The 19,271-nt window shown below is 63.2% G+C and carries 17 protein-coding genes and 2 tRNA genes; 12 read left to right on the top strand and 7 right to left on the bottom strand.

Annotated features, from left to right (window positions below; all coding sequences use genetic code 11):
- Nucleotides 1–210: 210 nt before the first annotated feature.
- Complete coding sequence (locus PG879_RS18235) at nucleotides 211–684, bottom strand: DUF1097 domain-containing protein (protein ID WP_042014355.1); 474 nt, start codon at nucleotides 682–684, stop codon at nucleotides 211–213.
- Nucleotides 685–1,055: 371 nt separating this feature from the next.
- On the opposite strand from PG879_RS18235, the gene msrP reads away from it, so the two are divergent.
- Nucleotides 1,056–2,066, top strand: a complete 1,011-nt coding sequence (gene msrP / locus PG879_RS18230; protein ID WP_270830545.1) for a protein-methionine-sulfoxide reductase catalytic subunit MsrP — start codon at nucleotides 1,056–1,058, stop codon at nucleotides 2,064–2,066.
- Nucleotides 2,067–2,157: 91 nt separating this feature from the next.
- Entirely contained in the window at nucleotides 2,158–2,811 is a 654-nt protein-coding gene (locus PG879_RS18225) for a protein-methionine-sulfoxide reductase heme-binding subunit MsrQ (RefSeq protein WP_270830544.1), read from the top strand.
- A gap of 10 nt (nucleotides 2,812–2,821) precedes the next feature.
- Here PG879_RS18225 and PG879_RS18220 read toward each other — a convergent pair whose 3' ends face one another.
- Nucleotides 2,822–3,070 carry a PepSY domain-containing protein gene (locus PG879_RS18220; RefSeq protein WP_010675973.1) on the bottom strand — a complete coding sequence of 83 codons (249 nt, stop codon included), beginning with the start codon at nucleotides 3,068–3,070 and terminating at the stop codon, nucleotides 2,822–2,824.
- Nucleotides 3,071–3,133: 63 nt separating this feature from the next.
- Here PG879_RS18220 and PG879_RS18215 point away from each other — a divergent pair, with 63 nt between their 5' ends.
- The 4 genes from PG879_RS18215 (at nucleotide 3,134) to PG879_RS18200 (ending at nucleotide 6,139) form a co-directional block, all read left to right on the top strand.
- Nucleotides 3,134–3,466 (top strand): PepSY domain-containing protein, encoded by a 333-nt coding sequence (locus tag PG879_RS18215; RefSeq protein WP_010675972.1) that lies wholly within the window; start codon nucleotides 3,134–3,136, stop codon nucleotides 3,464–3,466.
- Between the two features lie 87 nt (nucleotides 3,467–3,553).
- Nucleotides 3,554–4,210 (top strand): response regulator transcription factor, encoded by a 657-nt coding sequence (locus tag PG879_RS18210; protein ID WP_005332666.1) that lies wholly within the window; start codon nucleotides 3,554–3,556, stop codon nucleotides 4,208–4,210.
- 31 nt (nucleotides 4,211–4,241) lie between these two features.
- Nucleotides 4,242–5,588 (top strand): sensor histidine kinase, encoded by a 1,347-nt coding sequence (locus PG879_RS18205; RefSeq protein WP_010675971.1) that lies wholly within the window; start codon nucleotides 4,242–4,244, stop codon nucleotides 5,586–5,588.
- Nucleotides 5,589–5,677: 89 nt separating this feature from the next.
- Entirely contained in the window at nucleotides 5,678–6,139 is a 462-nt protein-coding gene (locus PG879_RS18200) for a hypothetical protein (RefSeq protein WP_010675970.1), read from the top strand.
- A 148-nt stretch (nucleotides 6,140–6,287) separates the two neighbouring features.
- Here PG879_RS18200 and torA read toward each other — a convergent pair whose 3' ends face one another.
- A complete protein-coding gene (gene torA / locus PG879_RS18195) occupies nucleotides 6,288–8,768 on the bottom strand; it encodes a trimethylamine-N-oxide reductase TorA (RefSeq protein ID WP_270830543.1) in 2,481 nt (826 codons plus the stop codon).
- A 22-nt stretch (nucleotides 8,769–8,790) separates the two neighbouring features.
- Complete coding sequence (locus PG879_RS18190; protein WP_270830542.1) at nucleotides 8,791–9,921, bottom strand: NapC/NirT family cytochrome c; 1,131 nt, start codon at nucleotides 9,919–9,921, stop codon at nucleotides 8,791–8,793.
- Nucleotides 9,922–10,219: 298 nt separating this feature from the next.
- Between PG879_RS18190 and PG879_RS18185 the strand changes: the two genes are divergently transcribed.
- The gene (locus tag PG879_RS18185) at nucleotides 10,220–12,217 is read left to right on the top strand and encodes a DNA topoisomerase III (protein ID WP_270830541.1); all 1,998 of its coding nucleotides are present in this window, start codon (nucleotides 10,220–10,222) and stop codon (nucleotides 12,215–12,217) included.
- A 73-nt stretch (nucleotides 12,218–12,290) separates the two neighbouring features.
- Here the strand turns inward: PG879_RS18185 and PG879_RS18180 are convergent, their stop codons facing one another.
- Nucleotides 12,291–13,646, bottom strand: a complete 1,356-nt coding sequence (locus PG879_RS18180) for a TrkH family potassium uptake protein (RefSeq protein ID WP_041211921.1) — start codon at nucleotides 13,644–13,646, stop codon at nucleotides 12,291–12,293.
- A complete protein-coding gene (locus PG879_RS18175) occupies nucleotides 13,643–14,296 on the bottom strand; it encodes a potassium channel family protein (protein ID WP_010675965.1) in 654 nt (217 codons plus the stop codon). Before PG879_RS18175 ends, PG879_RS18180 begins: the two co-directional genes overlap by 4 nt.
- Before the next feature lie 125 nt (nucleotides 14,297–14,421).
- Here PG879_RS18175 and murB point away from each other — a divergent pair, with 125 nt between their 5' ends.
- A complete protein-coding gene (gene murB / locus PG879_RS18170) occupies nucleotides 14,422–15,459 on the top strand; it encodes a UDP-N-acetylmuramate dehydrogenase (RefSeq protein ID WP_041214279.1) in 1,038 nt (345 codons plus the stop codon).
- Nucleotides 15,456–16,421: a bifunctional biotin--[acetyl-CoA-carboxylase] ligase/biotin operon repressor BirA gene (birA, locus tag PG879_RS18165; RefSeq protein ID WP_039041033.1), complete on the top strand. Its 966-nt coding sequence runs from the start codon at nucleotides 15,456–15,458 to the stop codon at nucleotides 16,419–16,421. Before murB ends, birA begins: the two co-directional genes overlap by 4 nt.
- 76 nt (nucleotides 16,422–16,497) lie before the next feature.
- On the opposite strand, the gene coaA is transcribed toward birA, so the two are convergent.
- The gene (gene coaA / locus PG879_RS18160) at nucleotides 16,498–17,436 is read right to left on the bottom strand and encodes a type I pantothenate kinase (RefSeq protein WP_029314861.1); all 939 of its coding nucleotides are present in this window, start codon (nucleotides 17,434–17,436) and stop codon (nucleotides 16,498–16,500) included.
- A gap of 263 nt (nucleotides 17,437–17,699) precedes the next feature.
- Here coaA and PG879_RS18155 point away from each other — a divergent pair.
- From PG879_RS18155 to tuf, 3 genes are all read left to right on the top strand, one after another.
- A tRNA-Tyr gene (locus tag PG879_RS18155) sits at nucleotides 17,700–17,784 on the top strand.
- A 38-nt stretch (nucleotides 17,785–17,822) separates the two neighbouring features.
- Nucleotides 17,823–17,897, top strand: a tRNA-Gly gene (locus tag PG879_RS18150).
- A 172-nt stretch (nucleotides 17,898–18,069) separates the two neighbouring features.
- A complete protein-coding gene (gene tuf / locus PG879_RS18145; protein ID WP_005306325.1) occupies nucleotides 18,070–19,254 on the top strand; it encodes an elongation factor Tu in 1,185 nt (394 codons plus the stop codon).
- The last annotated feature ends 17 nt before the right edge of the window (nucleotides 19,255–19,271 follow it).

Raw genomic sequence — 19,271 nt, 5'->3', positions numbered from 1 at the left:
CCCCCCCCCCCCCCCCCCCCCCCCCCCCGCCCCCCCCCCCCCCCCCCCCCCCACCCCCCCCCCCCCCCCCCCCCCCCCCCCCCCCCCCCCCCCCCCCCCCCCCGCCCCCCCCCCCGCCCCCCCCCCCCCCCCCCCCCCCCGCGCCCCCCCCCCCCCCCCCCGCGCCCCCCCCCCCCCCCCCCGCCCCTCTGGTTTCCGACCGAATCGGCCTCAGGCCGGATCGCTGACGCCGCCGGTGGAGAGGGTCTTCTGGGAGAGCCAGAGGCCGCTCGCCTTCATCAGATAGCCAAACAGGGCGCCGATGATGAGGGAGGGCAGAATGAGCCGCCACTCGCCTGCGGCGCCGAAGGTGGCACAGCAACCGGCGAAGGTGCCGGGAATGTAGGCGAGCCACTGCTGCCTGGCCTGCACGCACATCAGGGTGGCCACCACCCCTGTCATCAGATAACCCGCCATGCCGGCCCCCCACCAGGTCTCCCCGTGGATCAGCAGGAGTGCCCACAGCATGCCGGTGGTGTTGCACAGCAGGGTCTGCAACAGCGCCTTGTAACCGCCACTCGAGGCGAAGTAGCTGGTGCAGCCGAGGAAGCCTACCCAGGAGATGAGACCGAGTGCGGCGGCCAGTCCACCCCAGACGGCGGAGAGGATCCCGGTCGTGATGGCGATGGCGAACAGTGGGCTCATGGCGTGACTCTCAGTGGTTGAATCCGGAAAAGGAGGCAGCCTACTCCGCGGTAGAGCGGCAGCAAGCGGGGGCCGGATTGTGTGTGATCCAGATCACTCTTTGCAACTCTGGAATACGCTTGCGCTCGCGAAAAAAATTCATTGGAGGCGCCGCAGACCTTGTTCCATAGTTAGAGGCCCTGTCCTGCTCATGGAGTGAGTCTGATGGTGCCAAACGTGATCGTTCCTCTGCTGGTGTTCGTAGTGCTCTTCCTGGCCGGTACCATGGCCAAGGCACTGCCCCTTTACCAACTCATGTAATTCTGTGTGAAATAAAACTCGGCCGGGGCGGGTCTTATGGTTGTCAACCTCATCGTCCCGGGAGTTTTTTCATGTTGATCAAGCGCCGTACTTCTCATCACCCCACCGAGCAGGATGTCACGCCGGAAACCGTCTATCAGGATCGTCGCCGCATCCTGAAAGGGCTGGGCCTGGGCGTCGGTGCCGCCACCCTGGCGTTTCCGGTGAAGGCCAGCCTGCTGGATCTCTTCGCATCGGACAAGCCGGCCCCCGTGGCCCCCACCAGACCCCTCGACATCCGTGCCGCGACCCGGCCAGAGGGATTGATCCTCACCCCGGAGGAGAAGGCCACCACCCACAACAATTTCTACGAGCTGGGGACCGACAAGGGGGATCCGGCCCGCAACGGCCATTACCTCAAGCCCGAGCCCTGGACCCTGAAGGTGGAAGGGGAGGTGGCCAAACCCTTCACCCTGGATGTGTGGGATCTCATCAACAAGAGCACGCTGGAGGAGCGCATCTATCGGCTGCGCTGCGTGGAGGCCTGGTCCATGGTGTTGCCCTGGAGCGGCATTGCGCTGGCGGATCTGATCCGCCGTGCCGAGCCCACCAGTCGCGCCAAGTTCGTGGCCTTCGAGACCCTCTATGATCCGGAACAGTTGCCGGGGCAGGCCTCCCGTGCCCTGGGGGGCGGCATCGATTATCCCTATGTGGAGGGCTTGCGCCTCGACGAGGCCATGCACCCCCTCTCCTTCCTCGCCATGGGGCTCTATGGCAAGACCCTGCCCGCCCAGAACGGGGCTCCCATCCGGCTGGTGGTGCCCTGGAAGTACGGCTTCAAGAGCATCAAGAGCATCGTCTCCATCCGCCTGGTGGAGGAGATGCCCCCCACCACCTGGAACCTGCTGGCGCCGAACGAGTATGGTTTCTATGCCAACGTCAATCCGCAAGTGGATCACCCGCGCTGGAGCCAGGCCAGCGAGCGTTTCATCGGCGAGGGGGGCATCTTCGGTGCCAAGCGCCAGCCGACCCTGATGTTCAACGGCTACGGGGACGAGGTAGCGTCCCTCTATCAGGGGATGGATCTGCGTAAATGGTATTGAGACTGACGCTCTGTCCGACTGATCTCTTGCCTCCTTCTCCCCTGGTGGGAGAGGGGATGAGAAGCGGGAAAAACATGACGGGAACTGCAATATGATGCCGAGACTGAAAACAGCCCATATCAACGGCTTGCGGGCGCTGGTGCACCTTGGTTCGATCGGCTTTCTGCTCTGGCTGGGCTATGCCGTGCCAGCCGGGCTGCTGGGGGGGGATCCGGTCCAGGGGCTGACCCATTACCTTGGCAAGGGGGCCCTCCACCTGCTGTTGCTGACCCTGCTGGTGTCGCCGCTCGCCAAGCGCTGGCGCCAGGGGCAGCTCATCAAGCTGCGCCGCCCCCTCGGGCTCTGGTGCGCCGCCTGGGCGTCCCTGCACTTCATGGTCTGGCTGGGGCTGGATCTGCAGTTCGACTGGGGGCTGATTGGCGGCGAGCTGGTCAAGCGCAGCTACATAGTGGTGGGCATGGTGGCGCTGCTGCTGTTGCTGGCGCTCGGCATCACCTCGATCCCGGCCCTGTTGCGTCGCATGGGGCCGGCCTGGCAGAAGCTGCACAACTGGATCTACGGGGTGGCTCTGCTGGTGCCGGTACACTACTGGTGGTCGGTCAAGAGCGGCTGGCAGGAGCCGCTCATCTATCTGCTGCTGGCCTGCGCCCTGCTGTGGCCACGTCGGGAAAAGCTGCTGCGCCCCTGGCGCAGGCGAGCACAAGTAGCCGGGAGGGGGGCGGCGCAACAGCCGTCACGCCCATAGCAAAAGAGGCCTATTCGGCCTCTTTTTTGGTGATCTCGCCGGTGTTGGCATCGACCTGCAACTGGACGCGCTGATCGTCGGCATTCAGGGTATCGACCTCGAATTTGTCCCCTTCCAGCTCCACTTCCCGAATGTCGTGATACCCTTGTGCCAGCAACAACTTGACCAGTCCGGCCATGTCGAGACGTGTCTGCGCCGCCCAGCCAAAGGTGGAAAAGAGGCACAAGATCAGCAGGATACTGCGTGGGATCATATTCATTCCGGATTCATGGCTGGCACACTATAAACGGCATTATGTTAGGTTTTGAGAGATGAATCACCCATGAATAGCGCGCTGCCCCTGCTTGGATTGCTGCTGCCGATGCTGGTTCAGGCGGCCCAGCCGAACGAGGCCTTGCTGCAACAGGCGGTCAGCGAGGGGCGGGTCCGCCCGTTTCATGAGTTGATGGAGGTGGCCTCCCGCCTGCCGGTGCGCGTGCTGCGCGTCGATCTGGGTGAGGAGGATGGCGTCTGGCTCTACGAGCTCAGGCTCATCGACGAGGAGAACAGCGTTATCAAGGTGGGCTACCGGGCTGACAATCTGGAGATGGTGTGGCTCAAGGGTCACCATCTGGAGCGCCTGTTCGCTCCGCGCCCGCCCCCGGAAGAGGAGTAACGGCGTGAGTCCGCGAACCTGCCGCCGTCCGGTTCGTCCCCCCAACCGTTGCCGGTGCCGGCACAACCCTGTTTTGGATACCCATGTATGCGCATTCTGATAGTTGAAGATGAAAAGATCCTCGCGGGCCAGCTGGCGGAACAGCTGCGTCTGTCCGGTTTCGTCACCGATCTCTGCCACGATGGCAACGAGGCGGGCTTTCTCGGCGAGACCGAACCCTATGACGCCATCATCCTGGACCTCGGTCTGCCCGGTCGCGACGGCCTGAGCGTACTGAAGGAGTGGCGCAGCAAGGGGATGGACACCCCGGTGCTGGTGCTGACCGCCCGTGGCCAGTTGCACGAGAAGATTGAAGGGCTCAACGCCGGGGCGGACGACTACCTCACCAAGCCCTTCCAGGTGGCGGAGCTGGTGGCGAGGGTGCAGGCGCTGGTGCGCCGGGCGGCGGGGAACGCCAGCTCCATCCTCGAGATCGGTGGCGTGCGTCTCGACATGGCGGCTTCTCAGGTATGGTACGAAGGGACCCCCATCAAGCTCACCGCCCACGAGTTCCGGGTGCTGGGCTACCTGATGCAGCACAGGGGCAAGGTGGTGTCCCGCAGCGAGCTGATCGACCACATCTATGCCCAGGATTTCGATCGCGACTCCAACACCGTGGAGGTGTTCATCGGCCGCATCCGCAAGAAGACCCACGCCGATCTCATCGAGACGGTGCGCGGCCTCGGCTACCGGATCAACGAATGACGCGACCGCAACCGATGGCGGGGTGGGTTGAATGAGGCTGGTACGTACCCTGCGAGGTCGGCTGGTGGTGATCGCCATGGTCTGGTGCGGTCTCTTCCTGTTCGCCACCGGTTTCAGCCTGCAGACCATGATGCGCAACTACTGGCAGGAGGCGGAGGCCGATGGCTTGCGCCTGCAGCTCTACGATCTGCTCTCCCGCCTCGAGATCCAGCCGGACGGCATGCCGGTGGTCACCGAGCCCATGGCCGACCCCCGTTATCGCCAGCCCTACTCCGGCTACTACTGGCAACTGGAGCTGGGGGAGACGGTGGTCAGTCGCTCCCGCTCTCTGTGGGATGCCCATCTGAGTGCCCACGGCCTGAAGTCGGCTTTCGGCGATCCGGATCTCTTTGTCGGCAAGGGGCCCAACAAGGAGCCCCTGCTCATCATGACCCGTACCGTGCTGCTGCCGGGGTCTGATCGGGTCTTCACCCTGGTGATGGCCAAGGACAGCAGTGCCCTGACCCAGACCCTGAAGAAGACCCGCATCAGCCTGTTCCTTGGCCTCGGCTTCGCCGCCACCGGCCTGGTGCTCGGCTTCATGTTCCAGATCCTCTACGGCCTGCGCCCGCTGCACCTGCTGCGTCGCGAGCTGAGCCGCGTCCATCAGGGTCATCAGGAGGGGTTCCGGCTGCGTTACCCCCTGGAGATCCAGCCGCTGGTGGAGGACATCAACCGCCTGCTGCACCACTATGGCGAGCTGCTGCAACGAGCCCGTTCCCACACCGGCAACCTGGCCCACGCCCTCAAGACGCCGCTCAGCATCATGCGCAACCAGGTGACCCAGTTGCCGCCTGAAGATCAGGCCGCCCTCGGCGAGCAGCTCGACCAGATCCAGCGCCACATCGACTACCACCTCGGCAAGGCGCGGGTGACCGGCGCCGCCAAGATCCTCGGGGTGTCGACCCCGGTGCGGGCCCGGGTGGAGTACATCTGTCGCGCCTTCTCCCGCCTCTATCCCGGCAAGACGGTGGACTTGCAGGTGCCGGTCAATCTGGCGGTCGGGGTGGAGGAGCAGGACTTCGACGAGATGGTGGGCAACCTGCTGGAGAACGCCTTCAAGTGGTCCGCCAGCGAGCTGCGCATCTCCAGCGCCGAGCTGGGGGGCTGGATCACCCTGCGCATCGAGGACGACGGTCCCGGCATGAGCGAGGATCAGATCGCCAAGGCGGTGCTGCGGGGGGTGCGCCTCGACGAGAAGGTGCCGGGTTCCGGGCTCGGTCTCAACATAGTGTCAGACCTGGCGGAGGCTTACCGTGGCAGCCTCATCATGGGGCGGGCCGAGCTGGGGGGGCTCGCCGCTTCCCTCTCCCTGCCCAAGGTGGCCAGGGTCGAGTGACGGGGCGCCCCTTTTGTGCCGCCGTGCTGGCAAGGGTGCGGCACCCGGCATAAGATACGTCTCTTGTTTCAGGTGTAGGAAGGGTAGCAATGACTGACGATCCTTGGGCTTTGTGCCATCTCGATGATTCGTTCGATGCCTCGGTGCTGGGCACCAAGGGGGCCCAGATCCAGTGGTTCGAGGACAGGGATGCCCTGATCCAGTTCCTGCTGGAGGATTTTGTCGACCTGCTGGCCGACGTGGGCGAGCTGGACGAGGATCAGACCGAGAGCGCCCGCGAGCGCTTCACCCTGCTGGTGGAGCAGAGCCTGGATGATCGCACCCTGATGGATGCCATCAACGATCTCGCCTCCGGCCTGCGCCGCATTGCCTGGCTGGGGCCCCTCTCCGAACTGGCTGAGTTGAGCGACGACTTCGCAAGCGGGCTGCGAGCCTTCTTCTGGAGCCAGTATGACGGTGACGAGGATGACCCCGAGGCCTGGGTGCCGGAAGATCTCTGGCCCCAGCTGGTGGAGTGTGCCGAAGAGTACATGGTGGAAGGAGACTTCTGAGCCACCTTGTCCCCACTCTGGCTGCAAGGCGGGTGGAGTATGCGGAAGAGTATATGGTTGAGGGTGACTTCTGATTTTGAGCCACACCACAAACTGCGATAAGAAAACGGCGCCTTGATGGCGCCGTTTTTGTTGCTCAGTCCTCTACTCAGCCGTTGGCCGGTACCTCGTGCGCCGTGTTGGCGAGCACTGGCCCGATATACTTCTCTATCTGCAATTGGGCCATGTGGCCGCAGTTGCCCTGGGCCAGGCTGGACGAGCCCTCGTCGAAGGTGAGGCAGTTGACGTTGCCGTTCTTGCAGATGCTGCCCGCTTCGCCCGGCTTGGCCGGGTCATACCAGGCCCCTTCGCAGATCCGCACCACGCCCTGACGCACATCTTCGGAGAGCAGGGCCCCCACCAGGATCTGGCCGCGCTCGTTGAAGGCCCGCACCAGATCGCCATCCTGGATGCCACGGGCCTTGGCGTCGGCGGGATGGATCATGATCGCTTCGCGGTCGGCGATGGCGAACTTGTCCCGCAGCGGGGTGTTGTCGAGCTGGGAGTGCAGCCGCTGGGTCGGGTGGGAGGTGTTGAGCGACAGCGGATAGCGCGCCGCCACCTCGCTCTTCACCCACTCCTTGGGCTCATACCACTTGGGATGACCGGCGCAGTCGGCATAACCCATCCCCGCCACCGTGTTTGAGAAGATCTCGATCTTGCCGGACGGAGTACCGAGCGGGTTGAGCAGCGGGTTCTCGCGAAAATCGGCGTGACGGATCCACTGGCGGTTGGCCTCCGGGATCGGGAAGCGGATGTAGTTGTTGGCCTCCCAGAACATGTTGAACGGCGGCAGCGCCACCCGGGCACCGCGAGCCTGGGCCGCCATGCCGTCGTACATCTGCTTGAGCCACAGCATCTCGTCCTTCCCTTCGGTGTACTGCTCCTGCACGCCCAGCTTGGCGGCGATGGCGCTGAAGATGTCGAAGTCGTTGCGGGCTTCAAACTGGGGGGGGACGCACTGGTGCATGGGGAAGACGTAGCGCTGGGAGTAGTCGCCCCCCATCTCCAGGTCGTTGCGCTCGTAGCTGGTGGTGGCCGGCAGCACGATGTCGGCGTGCTTGGCAGTCGCCGTCCAGTAGGGCTCGTGCACGATCACGGTCTGGGGTTTGCGCCAGGCCTGCAGCAGGTTGTTGGTGTCCTGATGGTGGTGGAAGGGGTTGCCGCCCGCCACGTAGACCAGCTTGATGTCCGGATAGGTCACCTTGCGGCCGTTGAAGTCGATGGTCTTGCCCGGGTTGGCGAGGCAGTCGGCGATGCGGGCCACCGGGATGGGGGCCGGGCTGTTCTTCGGCGCATTGCCAGCGGAGATCCCCGCCAGAATGCCGCCCTTGGCGGTGGGGCTGCCACCGGAGGAGTAGTGGTAACTGAAGCCGTAGCCGCCCCCCGGCAGGCCGATCTGGCCCAGCATGGCGGCCAGAGTGACCAGCATCCAGTTGGGCTGTTCACCGTGGTGCTGACGCTGCATGCCCCAGCCCGCCATGATCATGGTGCGCTTGGCGGCCATGTCGAGGGCCAGCTGGCGGATCACCTTGGCATCGACGCCGCAGATGGCGCTCGCCCACTCGGCGCTCTTCGGCTGACCGTCATCCTTGCCGAGCAGGTAGGCGAGGAAGGTGTCGAAGCCGACGGTGTAGCGATCGAGGAAGGCCTGATCGTACTTCTTCTCGCTGTAGAGGGTGTGGGCCACCCCCAGCATCATGGCCACGTCTGTGTAGGCGTTCGGGGCAATCCACTCGGCATTGGCCAGCTTGGCGGTCTCGTTGTAGACGGGATCGATGCTGATGACCCGGGTGCCTTTCTCTTTCAGCGCCTTGAAACCGGCCTGCCCCTCGTGATCCGGCATGTTCCAGCTGTTCTTCAGGGTCACCTGGGCGTTGACCCCCCAGAGCACCACCAGTTCGGCGTGCTCCACCACGTTGGGCCAGGCGGTCTGCTGCTCGTACACCTCGATGGAGCCCATCACGTGGGACATGATCACCTGGGCCGCGCCGGTGGAGTAGTCCCCGGCATAGCCGGTGAAACCCCCGGCCAGGTTCATCAGGCGGTGCAGCAGGGTGCGGCTGTTGTGGAACATGCCCACGCTCTTCCAGCCGTAGGATCCGGCGTGGATCGCCTGCGGGCCGAAATCAGACTGGACGCGCTGGATCTCGCCGGCCACCAGTTCGATGGCCTTCTCCCAGCTCACTCGCACCCACTCGTCGGCACCGCGCAGCTCCGGTCTGGCACCCGGGCCGTGCTCCAGCCAGCTCTTGCGCACCATGGGGTACTTGATGCGGTTCTTGGCGTGGACCTGGAACGGCGCCATGTCGATGAGGTCATTCGGCGCTGGGTCATCGGCCACCGGTTGGACCCGCACCATGCGGCCCTCGGAGACGATGGCCTCGAAGGCCCCCCAGTGGGCGCCGGTCAGGATGCCCTTCTGGGCGGGCACCAGGGTGGGGAACTGCTCAAGGGCCGTGCTGACGGCCTTGGCCAGGGCGCTTTTCGGAAAGAGACCAGCCAGCAGGGGCAGAGCGGCACAGGCCCCCAGCCCCTTGAGCAGAGTACGGCGGGAGAGGTTGGTCTGTTGGTCATTGAAAAAAGTCATGGGAGAGTCCTCTGTTCCTGCCTTAATGGGCCGCGCTCATGTCGCTGGCATGTTTCTGCACGTATTGGGTGAGCATGCGCGCCTGCTCCGGGGTGAGGGAGGTACGAGACTCCATCCCCTTGATGACGCCGATCCACTGGTTGGCGTTGAAGTGATCCAGCGCGGTGAGGCCGTGACAGCCGGTGCAGTTGTTGGACATCAGGGTGGAGGCGTATTGCCACAGCTTGCCCTGGTCGCCGATGAGCTGGCTCTGGTCGACCCAGGCGGTCAGGCTGACCTGATGCCAGGTGAGGTTGGTGGCTCTGTCGGTCTCGCTCTTGCCGGTCACGAGGGCTTTTCTGGCGGCTTCGCCGACCAGCACGCTCAGGATCCGTTTGCCGGGGGCGGCGTAGAACACCTCGCTCACCCCGTCCTGCTGCCAGCCGTCGATGCGCACCTGGGCGCGGCCGTTGTCGTTGGCCAGCACTTCCACCTGGGTGGAGGGCATCAGGGTGCCTTCATCAGTCTTGGCGCCGGCATCCAGATAGAGCGGGGTGGTGGCGATGGCATAGCGGGTGGTGACGGTGGCCGGGGTCTGGGCGGCGGCTTGCGCCAGCTCGCTGGCACCGGCGGCGGCCAGGCCGCTCATGTCCGGCATGATGTGGGCGACGCCGCGGTGGCAGTCGATGCAGGTCTGACCCTCCTTGATGGCGACCGGGTGCTCGGCGCGGGCATTGGGGCGCTGGGCCAGGATGTCCATGGCGGCGTAGCTGTGGCAACTGCGACAGGTGGCGGAGTCATTGGCCTTGAGCTGATCCCACACGGTCTGGGCCATGCGCAGCTTGTGGGCCTCGTATTTCTCCGGGGTGTCGAGGGTGCCGATCGCTTCGTGATAGATGTCCTTCACGGCGCGGATCTTGGTCCAGAGATAGGCGGCGGGTTCACTGGGGATGTGGCAGTCGGCGCACTCGGCGCGGATCCCCTTCACGTTCTGGAAGTGGACACTGCCCTGATATTCGGCGAGGGGGGTCTGCATGGAGTGGCAGGAGACGCAGAACTCGGTGGAGCTGGTCTTGTGCAGCACGGTGACGGTGACGCCCAGTGCAGCGACCCCCAGCAGGGCCCCGAGTAGCAGAAGCCAGAACCAGGTCTTTCTCAACAGTTTTCCAAGCATGGTGACGGTGTCCTTCGAATTCGGGTATTACCAATATAGTAGTAGTCCCAAGATTCGATGGCTTGACCTCGGTCATGATTTTTATTTCGACATGTAAGAGATTTTTGGTTTTGTTTTTTGTTTGGACATGCTTTTTTGAATTTTAATCGCACTTTTACCCTTCAACGGGAGCGGGATGTCCTGTGATGGGAGCGATGCCCAAGCCGGGGCGGGGAGGCCGCGCACCACCCCGGGGCTTGGGGTTTGTGGCGGGAGGATTGTATACTGTTCACATATACAGTATTCAGGTGTATCCATCATGCGACTCTTTATCGCCGAGAAACCCAGCCTTGGCCGCGCCATCGCCGATGTCCTCCCCAAACCTCACAAGAAGGGGGAGGGTTTCATCGAGACGGCGCAGGGAGACGTGGTGACCTGGTGCATCGGCCACCTGCTGGAGCAGGCCGAGCCCGATGCCTACGATGCCGCCTACAAGCAGTGGCGCATGGAATCCCTCCCCATTGTCCCGACCCAGTGGCAGCTGGTGGCCAAACCCAAGACCAAGGCCCAGCTGGCCGTCATCAAGGGGCTCATCAAGCAGGCGGACTGCGTGGTCAACGCCGGTGACCCGGACAGGGAAGGGCAACTGCTGGTGGACGAGGTGATCGACTTTCTCGGCTATCCCAAGACCAAACCGGTTCAGCGCTGCCTCATCAGCGATCTCAATCCCCCCGCCGTGCGCCGCGCCCTCGACAAGCTCAGGGACAACAAGGAGTTCGTGCCGCTGGCGGTGTCGGCGCTGGCCCGTAGCCGTGCCGACTGGCTCTATGGCATCAACATGACCCGGGCCTACACCCTGCTTGGCCGCAAGGGGGGTTGCAGCGAGCTGCTGTCGGTGGGCCGGGTACAGACCCCCTTGCTCGGTCTGGTGGTGCGCCGGGATCTCGAGATCGAGGCCTTCGTTCCCAAGCCGTTCTACGAGGTGATGGCCCATCTGCTGACCCAGGGCAACGAACGCTTCACCGCCAGGTGGCTGCCATCGGAGGCCTGCCTGCCCTGGCAGGATGAGGAGGGACGGGTGCTCAACCGGGCGCTGGCCGCCAAGGTGGTGGAGCGGATCCAGGGGCAGCCCGCCCGGGTGGAGGCGGTGGAGGAGCAGGCGCGCAAGCAGGCGGCGCCGCTCCCCTACAACCTCTCCAGCCTGCAGATCGACGCGGCCAAGCGCTTTGGCATGGATGCCAAGCGGGTGCTGGATATCTGCCAGAGCCTCTACGAGCGGCACAAGCTCATCACCTATCCCAGATCCGACAGCCGCCATCTGCCGAGCGAGCACTTCAACCGGGCCGGCCAGGTGCGGGAGGCCATCGCCAGCACGGCCCCTGCGCTGGCCAGGGCGGTCGCCGAAGCGGATGGCAGGATCCGCAGCAAGGCGTGGAACGACAGCAAGGTGGATGCCCACCACGCCATCATTCCCACCGAGAAGAGGGGGAACGAGGGGAGCCTGGGGGCCGACGAGGCGAAGCTGTACGGCCTGATTGCCCGCCAGTATCTGCTGCAGTTCTACCCGCCGTTCGAGTACAACGACAGCAAGGTGCTGCTGCGCATCGCCGGAGGGCTGTTCCAGGCCAAGGCGCGCCGCATCCTCAAGGCGGGCTGGAAAGGGCTGCTCGGAGTGGAAGAGGATGACGAGGAGGAGGCGGGAACCCTGCCTGCCCTGAAAGAGGGGGAGGAACTGCTGTGCGAGCGGGGGGAGCTGCTGGAGAAGATGACCCAGTCCCCCAAGCCGTTTACCGATGCCACCCTGCTGGCCGCCATGACCGGCATCGCCCGTTATGTGCAGGATCCCGAGATCCGCAAGACCCTGCGGGAGACCGATGGCCTCGGCACCGAGGCGACCCGGGCCGGGATCATCGATCTGCTGTTCAAGCGCCGCTTCCTGGTGCGCCAGGGCAAGAGCATCAAGGCCACCCCGACCGGGCGAGCCCTGGTCCAGGCGCTGCCCGCGACCGCCACGACACCGGACATGACGGCACTGTGGGAGCAGAGTCTGGGTCAGATCGCCGAACGTCACGGCAGCTACCAGCAGTTCATGGGGCCGCTCACCGAGCAGCTCAACGGCCTGATCGAGGGGGCCCGGCAGGATTCCGGCGCCAGCTTCAGCGCGCTGCCCAAGGCGGCGCCCGGTGACAGCAAGCCACGCTTTGCCCGCCGCAAGCGGACTGCGTCCACCGCCGCACGCCCCCGCACGAGCAAGAGTGCTGGCAAGAGTACGGGAAAGAGCTCTGGCAAGGTGACGACCAGGGGCAAGGCGGCCTGAGGCTGGTGCGCGCCGTGATCACATAAAAATAAGAAGAGGGGCCAGTGGCCCCTCTTTGCATGGGTGGAGCGGCTTACCCCGTGTAGACGCTCTCTTCCGGATAACGGATGCGGGTCTCCACCGGACGGGCCAGCATGATGGCCAGGGTGAGGGGCCCCAGACGGCCACAGATCATCACCAGCACCAGGATCAGTTTGCCCGGTTCGCTCAGAGAAGCGGTGATGCCGGTGGACAGTCCCACGGTGGCAAAGGCCGAGATGGTCTCGAACATGATCTTGTCGAATGATTGCGACTCCGTGAGCATCAGCAGGAACATCGCCAGCATCAGCACCATGGTACTGACGATGATGATGGCCAGGGAGCGGGTCACTATCTGGGGTGACAGGGTGCGGCCGAAGGCGGTGACATGGGGGCGCTTGGTCAGAAACGCCCGGGTCGCCAGCAGAACGACGGCAAAGGTGGTGACCTTGATACCGCCCCCGGTGGAGGTTGCCCCGGCACCGATGAACATCAGCATCATCATGAACAGCAGGGAGGCCGGTACCATCTGGCCGATATCCACCGTGTTGAAGCCCGCCGTGCGCGCGGTGGCCGACTGGAAGAAGGCTGCCAGCCACTGGCTCCCGAAGGAGGCGTTGCCCAGGGTGCCAGGGTTGTTGTGCTCCAGCAGCCAGAACATCAGGGTCCCCAGCAGCAGTAGGGCAGGGGTCATCAGCAGCATCAGCTTGCTGTGCAGTTTCAGCTTGCGCCAGCGGCGGTTGCGCACCAGGTCGACGATGACGGTGAAGCCTACCCCCCCCAGGATCAGCAGGGCCGGTATGGTCAGGCTGATGATGGGGTCATCCCGGTAGTCCATGAGGTTGTTGGCAAACAGTGAGAAGCCGGCGTTGTTGAAGGCCGACACCGCGTGGAAGAAGCTGACGTAGAGGCCGTGGCCCCAGCCCATGTCAGGCACCCAGCGAATGGCCATGATGGCGGTGCCGATCAGCTGGGCAATCAGGGCGAACAGGACGATGCGTTTCACCAGCTGGACGATGTTGACGGATCCCTCCTGGCCCAGCGCCTCCTTGGCCAGCACCTGCTGGCGCAGCCCGACCCGCTTGCTGAACATGGCGATGAGCAGCAGTGTCATGGTCATCTGGCCGAGACCACCAATCTCCATCAATATCAACAGGATGATCTGCCCCTGCAGGGTGAAGGCGGTGCCGGTATCCACCACCCCGAGGCCGGTCACGCTGATGGCGGAGGTGGCGGTGAACAGGGCGTTGATGACGGTGACCTCACCCTTGTGGCTGGAGGGCTGGACCAGAAACAGGGTGCCAACCAGCAGGATGATGAGGAAACTGCCCAGGATGAGCTTGGCCTCGCTCCAGCGGGAGTTGTCTTCCCGATGCAGGGTGAAGGCGTAGTTGCTGCGCCAGTTGATCATAGGGTGTCGAGCCAGTGATCGATGGCGTGCTTGTTGCCGGCCAGGATCAGGATGTCACCGAGTTGCAGCTCCATCTTGCCGGTCAGGACGTTGTGCAGCACCTCACCCCGCTTGATGGCCAACAGCTGGAAATCGCTTTGCTGCAGCAGGCGCAAGTCGGCCAGGGTGCGGGTGTTTTGCTGCAAGCCGATCACGAACTCGGTCAGCACCATGTCGTGACCCAGCTCCAGGTAGTCGAACAGCCGGTTGTCCAGCATGCTCTGGGCCACCCGGCGGCCCATGTCCCACTCCGGGTTGATCACCTTGTCCGCGCCCACCTTCTGCAGGATCTTGGCGTGGAACTTGTCACGGGCCTTGACCCAGACCTTCTTCACGCCCGCCTCTTTCAGCACCAGCGTGGTCAGGATGCTGGTCTCCAGGTTGTCGCCGATGGCGACAAAGACGATGTCGAAATTCGCCAGGCCCAGTTCGGCGACCGTGGCCTCGTCGGTGGCATCGGCCACGATGACGTGGTTGCAGAGGGTGGCTATCTGACGGGTCTTGCTCTCGTCGATGTCGATGGCCAGTACCTCGGCATTCTGGCGCTGCAACTCTTCGCACAAGGCGCTGCCAAACAGGCCCAGGCCGATGACGGCGAATTGATTGTTCATGCATGCTTCCTCAGCGGGATGAAGGGGTTACTCTACTCCAGCGCCGTGAGTCCGAAAAGTGTCCGGGTTTTTTGTCCCGGGGGATCTGGGGTAAACTGCGCCCTTGTCCTTGTCGGAACACACAGATGAAACTCACCCCCCACGCCTCCCTGTCGACCCTCAATACTCTGGGCCTGGACGCACACTGCCTCTGGCTGGCCGATGTGACCCGGCCGGATGATCTCGCGCAACTGCGGACCAACCCGGAGTTGGCCACCTTGCCGCGCCTGGTGCTGGGAGGAGGAAGCAACATCCTGTTCTGCGATGACTTTGCCGGTCTGGTGGTTCACAACGGCCTGAAAGGGATCACGCTGCATGAGGAGTCCGAGCATTGGCTGCTGCACGTGGCGGCAGGTGAAAACTGGCATGAGCTGGTATGCCACGCCCTGCAACAGGGCTGGCACGGGCTGGAGAACCTGGCACTCATTCCCGGGACGGTCGGGGCGGCCCCGGTACAGAACATCGGAGCCTACGGGGTCGAGCTGGCCAGCGTCTGTGCCTACGTGGAGGCGTTCAACTGGCAGAGTGGCGAGGTTGAGCGCATCGCGGCGGCCGACTGCCGGTTCGGTTACCGTGACAGCATCTTCAAGCACGACTATCAGGACTCCCACTTCATCACCGCCGTCGGTCTGCGCCTGCCCAAGGCATGGCGCCCGGTCGCCGGTTATGGCCCGCTGGCGGCGCTGGGGGATGCCTCTTCGCCACAGGCCATTTTCGACACCGTCTGTGCCACCCGCATGGCCAAGCTGCCGGATCCGGCGGTGCTGGGCAACGCGGGCAGTTTCTTCAAAAACCCTGTGGTGCCCGCCGCCCTGGCGGAGACCCTGAAACAGCAATACCCGCAGATGCCCTGCTACCCCGCAGCAGAAGGGCAGGCCAAGCTGGCGGCTGGCTGGCTCATCGATCAGTGCGGTCTCAAGGGGTTTGCCATCGGTCGTGCCGCCGTCCATCAGGAGCAGGCGCTGGTGCTGGTCAATCTGGGGGGCGCCAGCGCCATGGAACTCATCGCGCTGGCGGCTCATGTCCGCGACAGCGTGGAACACCAGTTCGGTGTGGTGCTGGAACATGAGGTGCGCTTCATGGGGCGCAGCGGTGAAACCTGGCTCGACGAGGTACTGGCATGACCCTGACCCCCGTCAGACAGACCCTGATCACCCTGCTCAGCGACGGCCAGTTCCATTCCGGCGAGCAGCTGGGCGAGCGCCTTGGCATCAGCCGGGCGGCGGTGAGCAAGCACATGGCCGCGCTCAAGGATCTGGGGCTGGATCTCTTCAGCCTGACCGGCAAGGGCTATCGGCTGGCGGTGCCCATGGCCCTCTATGACGAGGGGCGGCTGCAGGCAGAGGCACCGATGGCGCCGGTGCACTGCTTCCCTGTCATCGATTCCACCAACCAGTACCTGCTGGAGCGGGTCAATACCCTGAGCTCCGGGGAAAGCTGTCTGGCCGAGTGCCAGACCGCCGGGCGGGGACGTCGTGGCAAACCCTGGGTTTCTCCCTTCGGTTGCCAGCTGATCCTGAGCATGTACTGGCGGCTTGAGCAGGGCATGGCGGCCGCCATGGGACTGAGTCTCGCGGTCGGCGTGGCGGTGGTCGAGGCGCTGGAGTCACTCGGTTATCCCGGGGTGGCGCTCAAGTGGCCGAACGACCTCTATTACCAGGGCCGCAAGCTGGCGGGCATCCTGGTGGAGATGAGCGGCAGTGCGGGTGCCAGCTGCCATCTGGTGATCGGGGTCGGCCTCAATCTGGCGATGCCGAGTCGGGAGGGGGAGAAGATCGATCAGGCCTGGTCCGAGCTGCGCCATATCCAGCCCGAGCCGGTGGATCGCAACGAGCTGGCCGCCTGCGTGCTGCTGCACCTGCAACAGGCCATGCAAACCTTCGAACAGTCGGGGCTGGCGAGTTTTGTCGAGAGCTGGAACCGGCTCGACCACTTCGCCGGCCAGCCGGTAAAGCTGCTGATGGGAGAGCAGGTGATCCGCGGGATTGCCCGGGGGATCGACGAACGCGGAGCCCTGCGTCTGGAGACGGAAGAGGGGCTCAAGCTCTATCTGGGAGGGGAACTCTCCCTGCGGCGGGGGGACTGAACCCATACGCTCATGAGGACTGAATGGAAGAGGGGGCCTGCGGGCCCCCTCTTCCATGTATGCATTGCGACAGTGGTCACTTGCGCAGCTTGATCTGCTCGATGGCGTGCTCGTTGCCCTTGGTGAGGATGAGGTTGGCCCGCTCCCGGGTCGGCAAGATGTTCTCTTGCAGGTTCAGGTAGTTGATATCCTGCCAGATGTTGTTGGCGATCTCGGTCGCCTCGCTCTCGGCCAGCTTGGCGTAGTGGTGGAAATAGGAGTCGGGATCCGAGAAGGCGCCGCTGCGGAATTTGAGAAAACGATCGATGTACCAGGTGCGCAGCAGCTCGGCGTCAGCATCCACATAGATGGAGAAGTCGACGAAGTCCGACACGAACACACGATGGGGGTCCTGGGGATAGTCCATGCCGCTTTGCAGCACATTGAGCCCCTCCAGGATCAGGATGTCCGGCTGCTCCACCACCTTCTTCTCGTCGGGCAGGATGTCATAGATCAGGTGGGAGTAGACGGGGGCCTCGACCTTCTCGTGGCCGGCGCGGATATTGGCGACAAACTCCACCAGATGGCGGATGTCATAAGACTCGGGGAATCCCTTGCGACGCATCAGGCCACGGGCTTCCAGCTCCTTGTTGGGAAACAGGAAGCCGTCGGTGGTGACCAGCTCCACCCTGGGGTGCTCCGGCCAGCGCTCCAGCAATGCCTGAAGGATACGGGCCGTGGTGCTCTTGCCCCCCGCCACGCTGCCGGCGATGCTGATGATATAGGTGCCCTTGCCGCGGGACTGACCGAGAAACTGCTCCAGCACCCGGCTGCGGCGCTGCTTGGCCTTGACGTAGAGATTGAGGAGACGGGAGAGGGGCAGATAGATCTCTTCCACTTCCCGCAATGACACCTTCTCGTTGATCCCGCGCAGGGTCTGCAGATCGTGCTCGGTCAGGGTCAGGGGGACCGCATCGCGCAATAACGCCCATTGTTCGCGGGTGAATTGCAAATAGGGGTTATGCTCTGTCGTCATGGTGTCATCACTGTTTCTTGGGCAGGGCGACCATACACCAAGGGATCGGGAGCGACAAGGGACGCGTCCGGTCGGGACGGAGAAGGCGCGTTTTTTTGCTTGGATCCCGGCATAAATGCACATTTTGCAAGGTGCAATGGTTGCATCCCCAAAATCCTTACCATAAAATGCGCGACGCTTGGATGTCTATCGTCTATTTGCCCAGCAAAAGCGACAAAAACAACGGGTGCAAGCAGAATTACCGTTGTGGCATTTATGCAACTGGAGGGGTTCCCGAGCGGCCAAAGGGATCAGACTGTAAATCTGACGGCTCTGCCTTCGAAGGTTCGAATCCTTCTCCCTCCACCATATTTCTCTGCGGTTTGAGTTCTTTGGGTTAGAGAAATGCGGGCATCGTATAATGGCTATTACCTCAGCCTTCCAAGCTGATGATGCGGGTTCGATTCCCGCTGCCCGCTCCAAGATGCTGATATGGCTCAGGTAATTCTGAGAGCCACACCTTAGGGTGAGTTCGGCAATCGAACCAGCCTGTCAGCACCAACCTCTCTACTCCCCTTGATTCAAATCCATCATATAAACTGTTCTGTGGTTAGCTTGCCACCGCGTACTCAGCGTTAGTTTAGAGGGACGATCATGTCTAAAGAAAAATTTGAGCGTAATAAACCGCACGTTAACGTGGGTACCATCGGCCACGTTGACCACGGTAAAACCACCCTGACCGCCGCCATCACCAACGTGCTGGCCAAGCACTTCGGTGGTAAAGCTTTCGCCTTCGACCAGATCGACAAGGCACCGGAAGAGCGTGAGCGTGGTATCACCATCAACACCTCCCACGTAGAATACGACACTGCTACCCGCCACTACGCCCACGTAGATTGCCCGGGTCACGCCGACTACGTTAAAAACATGATCACCGGCGCTGCCCAGATGGACGGCGCAATCCTGGTAGTAGCAGCGACTGACGGCCCGATGCCGCAGACTCGTGAGCACATCCTGCTGGGTCGTCAGGTAGGCGTTCCGTACATCATCGTGTTCATGAACAAGTGCGACATGGTAGATGACGAAGAGCTGCTGGAACTGGTCGAGATGGAAGTTCGCGAACTGCTGTCCGAGTACGACTTCCCGGGTGATGACCTGCCGGTAGTACGTGGTTCCGCACTGAAAGCGCTGGAAGGCGAAGCTCAGTGGGAAGAGAAGATCCTGGAACTGGCTGGCCACCTGGACACCTACATTCCGGAGCCGGAGCGCGCAATTGACCAGCCGTTCCTGATGCCTATCGAAGACGTCTTCTCCATCGCAGGCCGTGGTACCGTAGTAACCGGTCGTGTAGAGCGCGGTATCGTTAAAGTTGGTGAAGAAGTGGAAATCGTTGGTATCAAAGATACCACCAAGACCACCTGTACCGGCGTTGAAATGTTCCGCAAACTGCTGGACGAAGGTCGTGCAGGTGAGAACGTTGGCGCGCTGCTGCGTGGCGTGAAGCGTGAAGACGTAGAGCGTGGTCAGGTACTGGCCAAGCCGGGCACCATCAAGCCGCACACTAAGTTCGAATCCGAAGTGTACGTGCTGTCCAAAGAAGAAGGTGGTCGTCACACTCCGTTCTTCAAGGGCTACCGTCCGCAGTTCTACTTCCGTACTACCGACGTGACCGGTACCATCGAACTGCCGGAAGGCGTAGAGATGGTCATGCCGGGCGACAACATCAAGATGGTTGTTACCCTGATTGCGCCGATCGCGATGGACGACGGCCTGCGTTTCGCCATCCGTGAAGGTGGCCGTACCGTAGGTGCTGGTGTTGTAGCCAAAGTTATCGCTTAATCTTGGCTTACATAAAT

The organism is Aeromonas sp. QDB63 (genome assembly GCF_027707425.1).
GTDB classification, from domain to species: Bacteria; Pseudomonadota; Gammaproteobacteria; order Enterobacterales; family Aeromonadaceae; genus Aeromonas; species Aeromonas caviae.
This window is presented reverse-complemented; position numbering and strand designations above follow the sequence as displayed.

Coding starts and splice junctions, on each gene's coding strand:
- PG879_RS18175 (WP_010675965.1), bottom strand. CDS start 14,296: ATGAACAATCAATTCGCCGTCATCGGCCTGGGCCTGTTTGGCAGCGCC.
- PG879_RS18190 (WP_270830542.1), bottom strand. CDS start 9,921: ATGCTTGGAAAACTGTTGAGAAAGACCTGGTTCTGGCTTCTGCTACTC.
- coaA (WP_029314861.1), bottom strand. CDS start 17,436: ATGACGACAGAGCATAACCCCTATTTGCAATTCACCCGCGAACAATGG.
- PG879_RS18180 (WP_041211921.1), bottom strand. CDS start 13,646: ATGATCAACTGGCGCAGCAACTACGCCTTCACCCTGCATCGGGAAGAC.
- murB (WP_041214279.1), top strand. CDS start 14,422: ATGAAACTCACCCCCCACGCCTCCCTGTCGACCCTCAATACTCTGGGC.
- PG879_RS18215 (WP_010675972.1), top strand. CDS start 3,134: ATGAATAGCGCGCTGCCCCTGCTTGGATTGCTGCTGCCGATGCTGGTT.
- tuf (WP_005306325.1), top strand. CDS start 18,070: ATGTCTAAAGAAAAATTTGAGCGTAATAAACCGCACGTTAACGTGGGT.
- PG879_RS18235 (WP_042014355.1), bottom strand. CDS start 684: ATGAGCCCACTGTTCGCCATCGCCATCACGACCGGGATCCTCTCCGCC.
- PG879_RS18225 (WP_270830544.1), top strand. CDS start 2,158: ATGATGCCGAGACTGAAAACAGCCCATATCAACGGCTTGCGGGCGCTG.
- PG879_RS18200 (WP_010675970.1), top strand. CDS start 5,678: ATGACTGACGATCCTTGGGCTTTGTGCCATCTCGATGATTCGTTCGAT.
- PG879_RS18185 (WP_270830541.1), top strand. CDS start 10,220: ATGCGACTCTTTATCGCCGAGAAACCCAGCCTTGGCCGCGCCATCGCC.
- torA (WP_270830543.1), bottom strand. CDS start 8,768: ATGACTTTTTTCAATGACCAACAGACCAACCTCTCCCGCCGTACTCTG.
- PG879_RS18205 (WP_010675971.1), top strand. CDS start 4,242: ATGAGGCTGGTACGTACCCTGCGAGGTCGGCTGGTGGTGATCGCCATG.
- PG879_RS18220 (WP_010675973.1), bottom strand. CDS start 3,070: ATGAATATGATCCCACGCAGTATCCTGCTGATCTTGTGCCTCTTTTCC.
- msrP (WP_270830545.1), top strand. CDS start 1,056: ATGTTGATCAAGCGCCGTACTTCTCATCACCCCACCGAGCAGGATGTC.
- birA (WP_039041033.1), top strand. CDS start 15,456: ATGACCCTGACCCCCGTCAGACAGACCCTGATCACCCTGCTCAGCGAC.
- PG879_RS18210 (WP_005332666.1), top strand. CDS start 3,554: ATGCGCATTCTGATAGTTGAAGATGAAAAGATCCTCGCGGGCCAGCTG.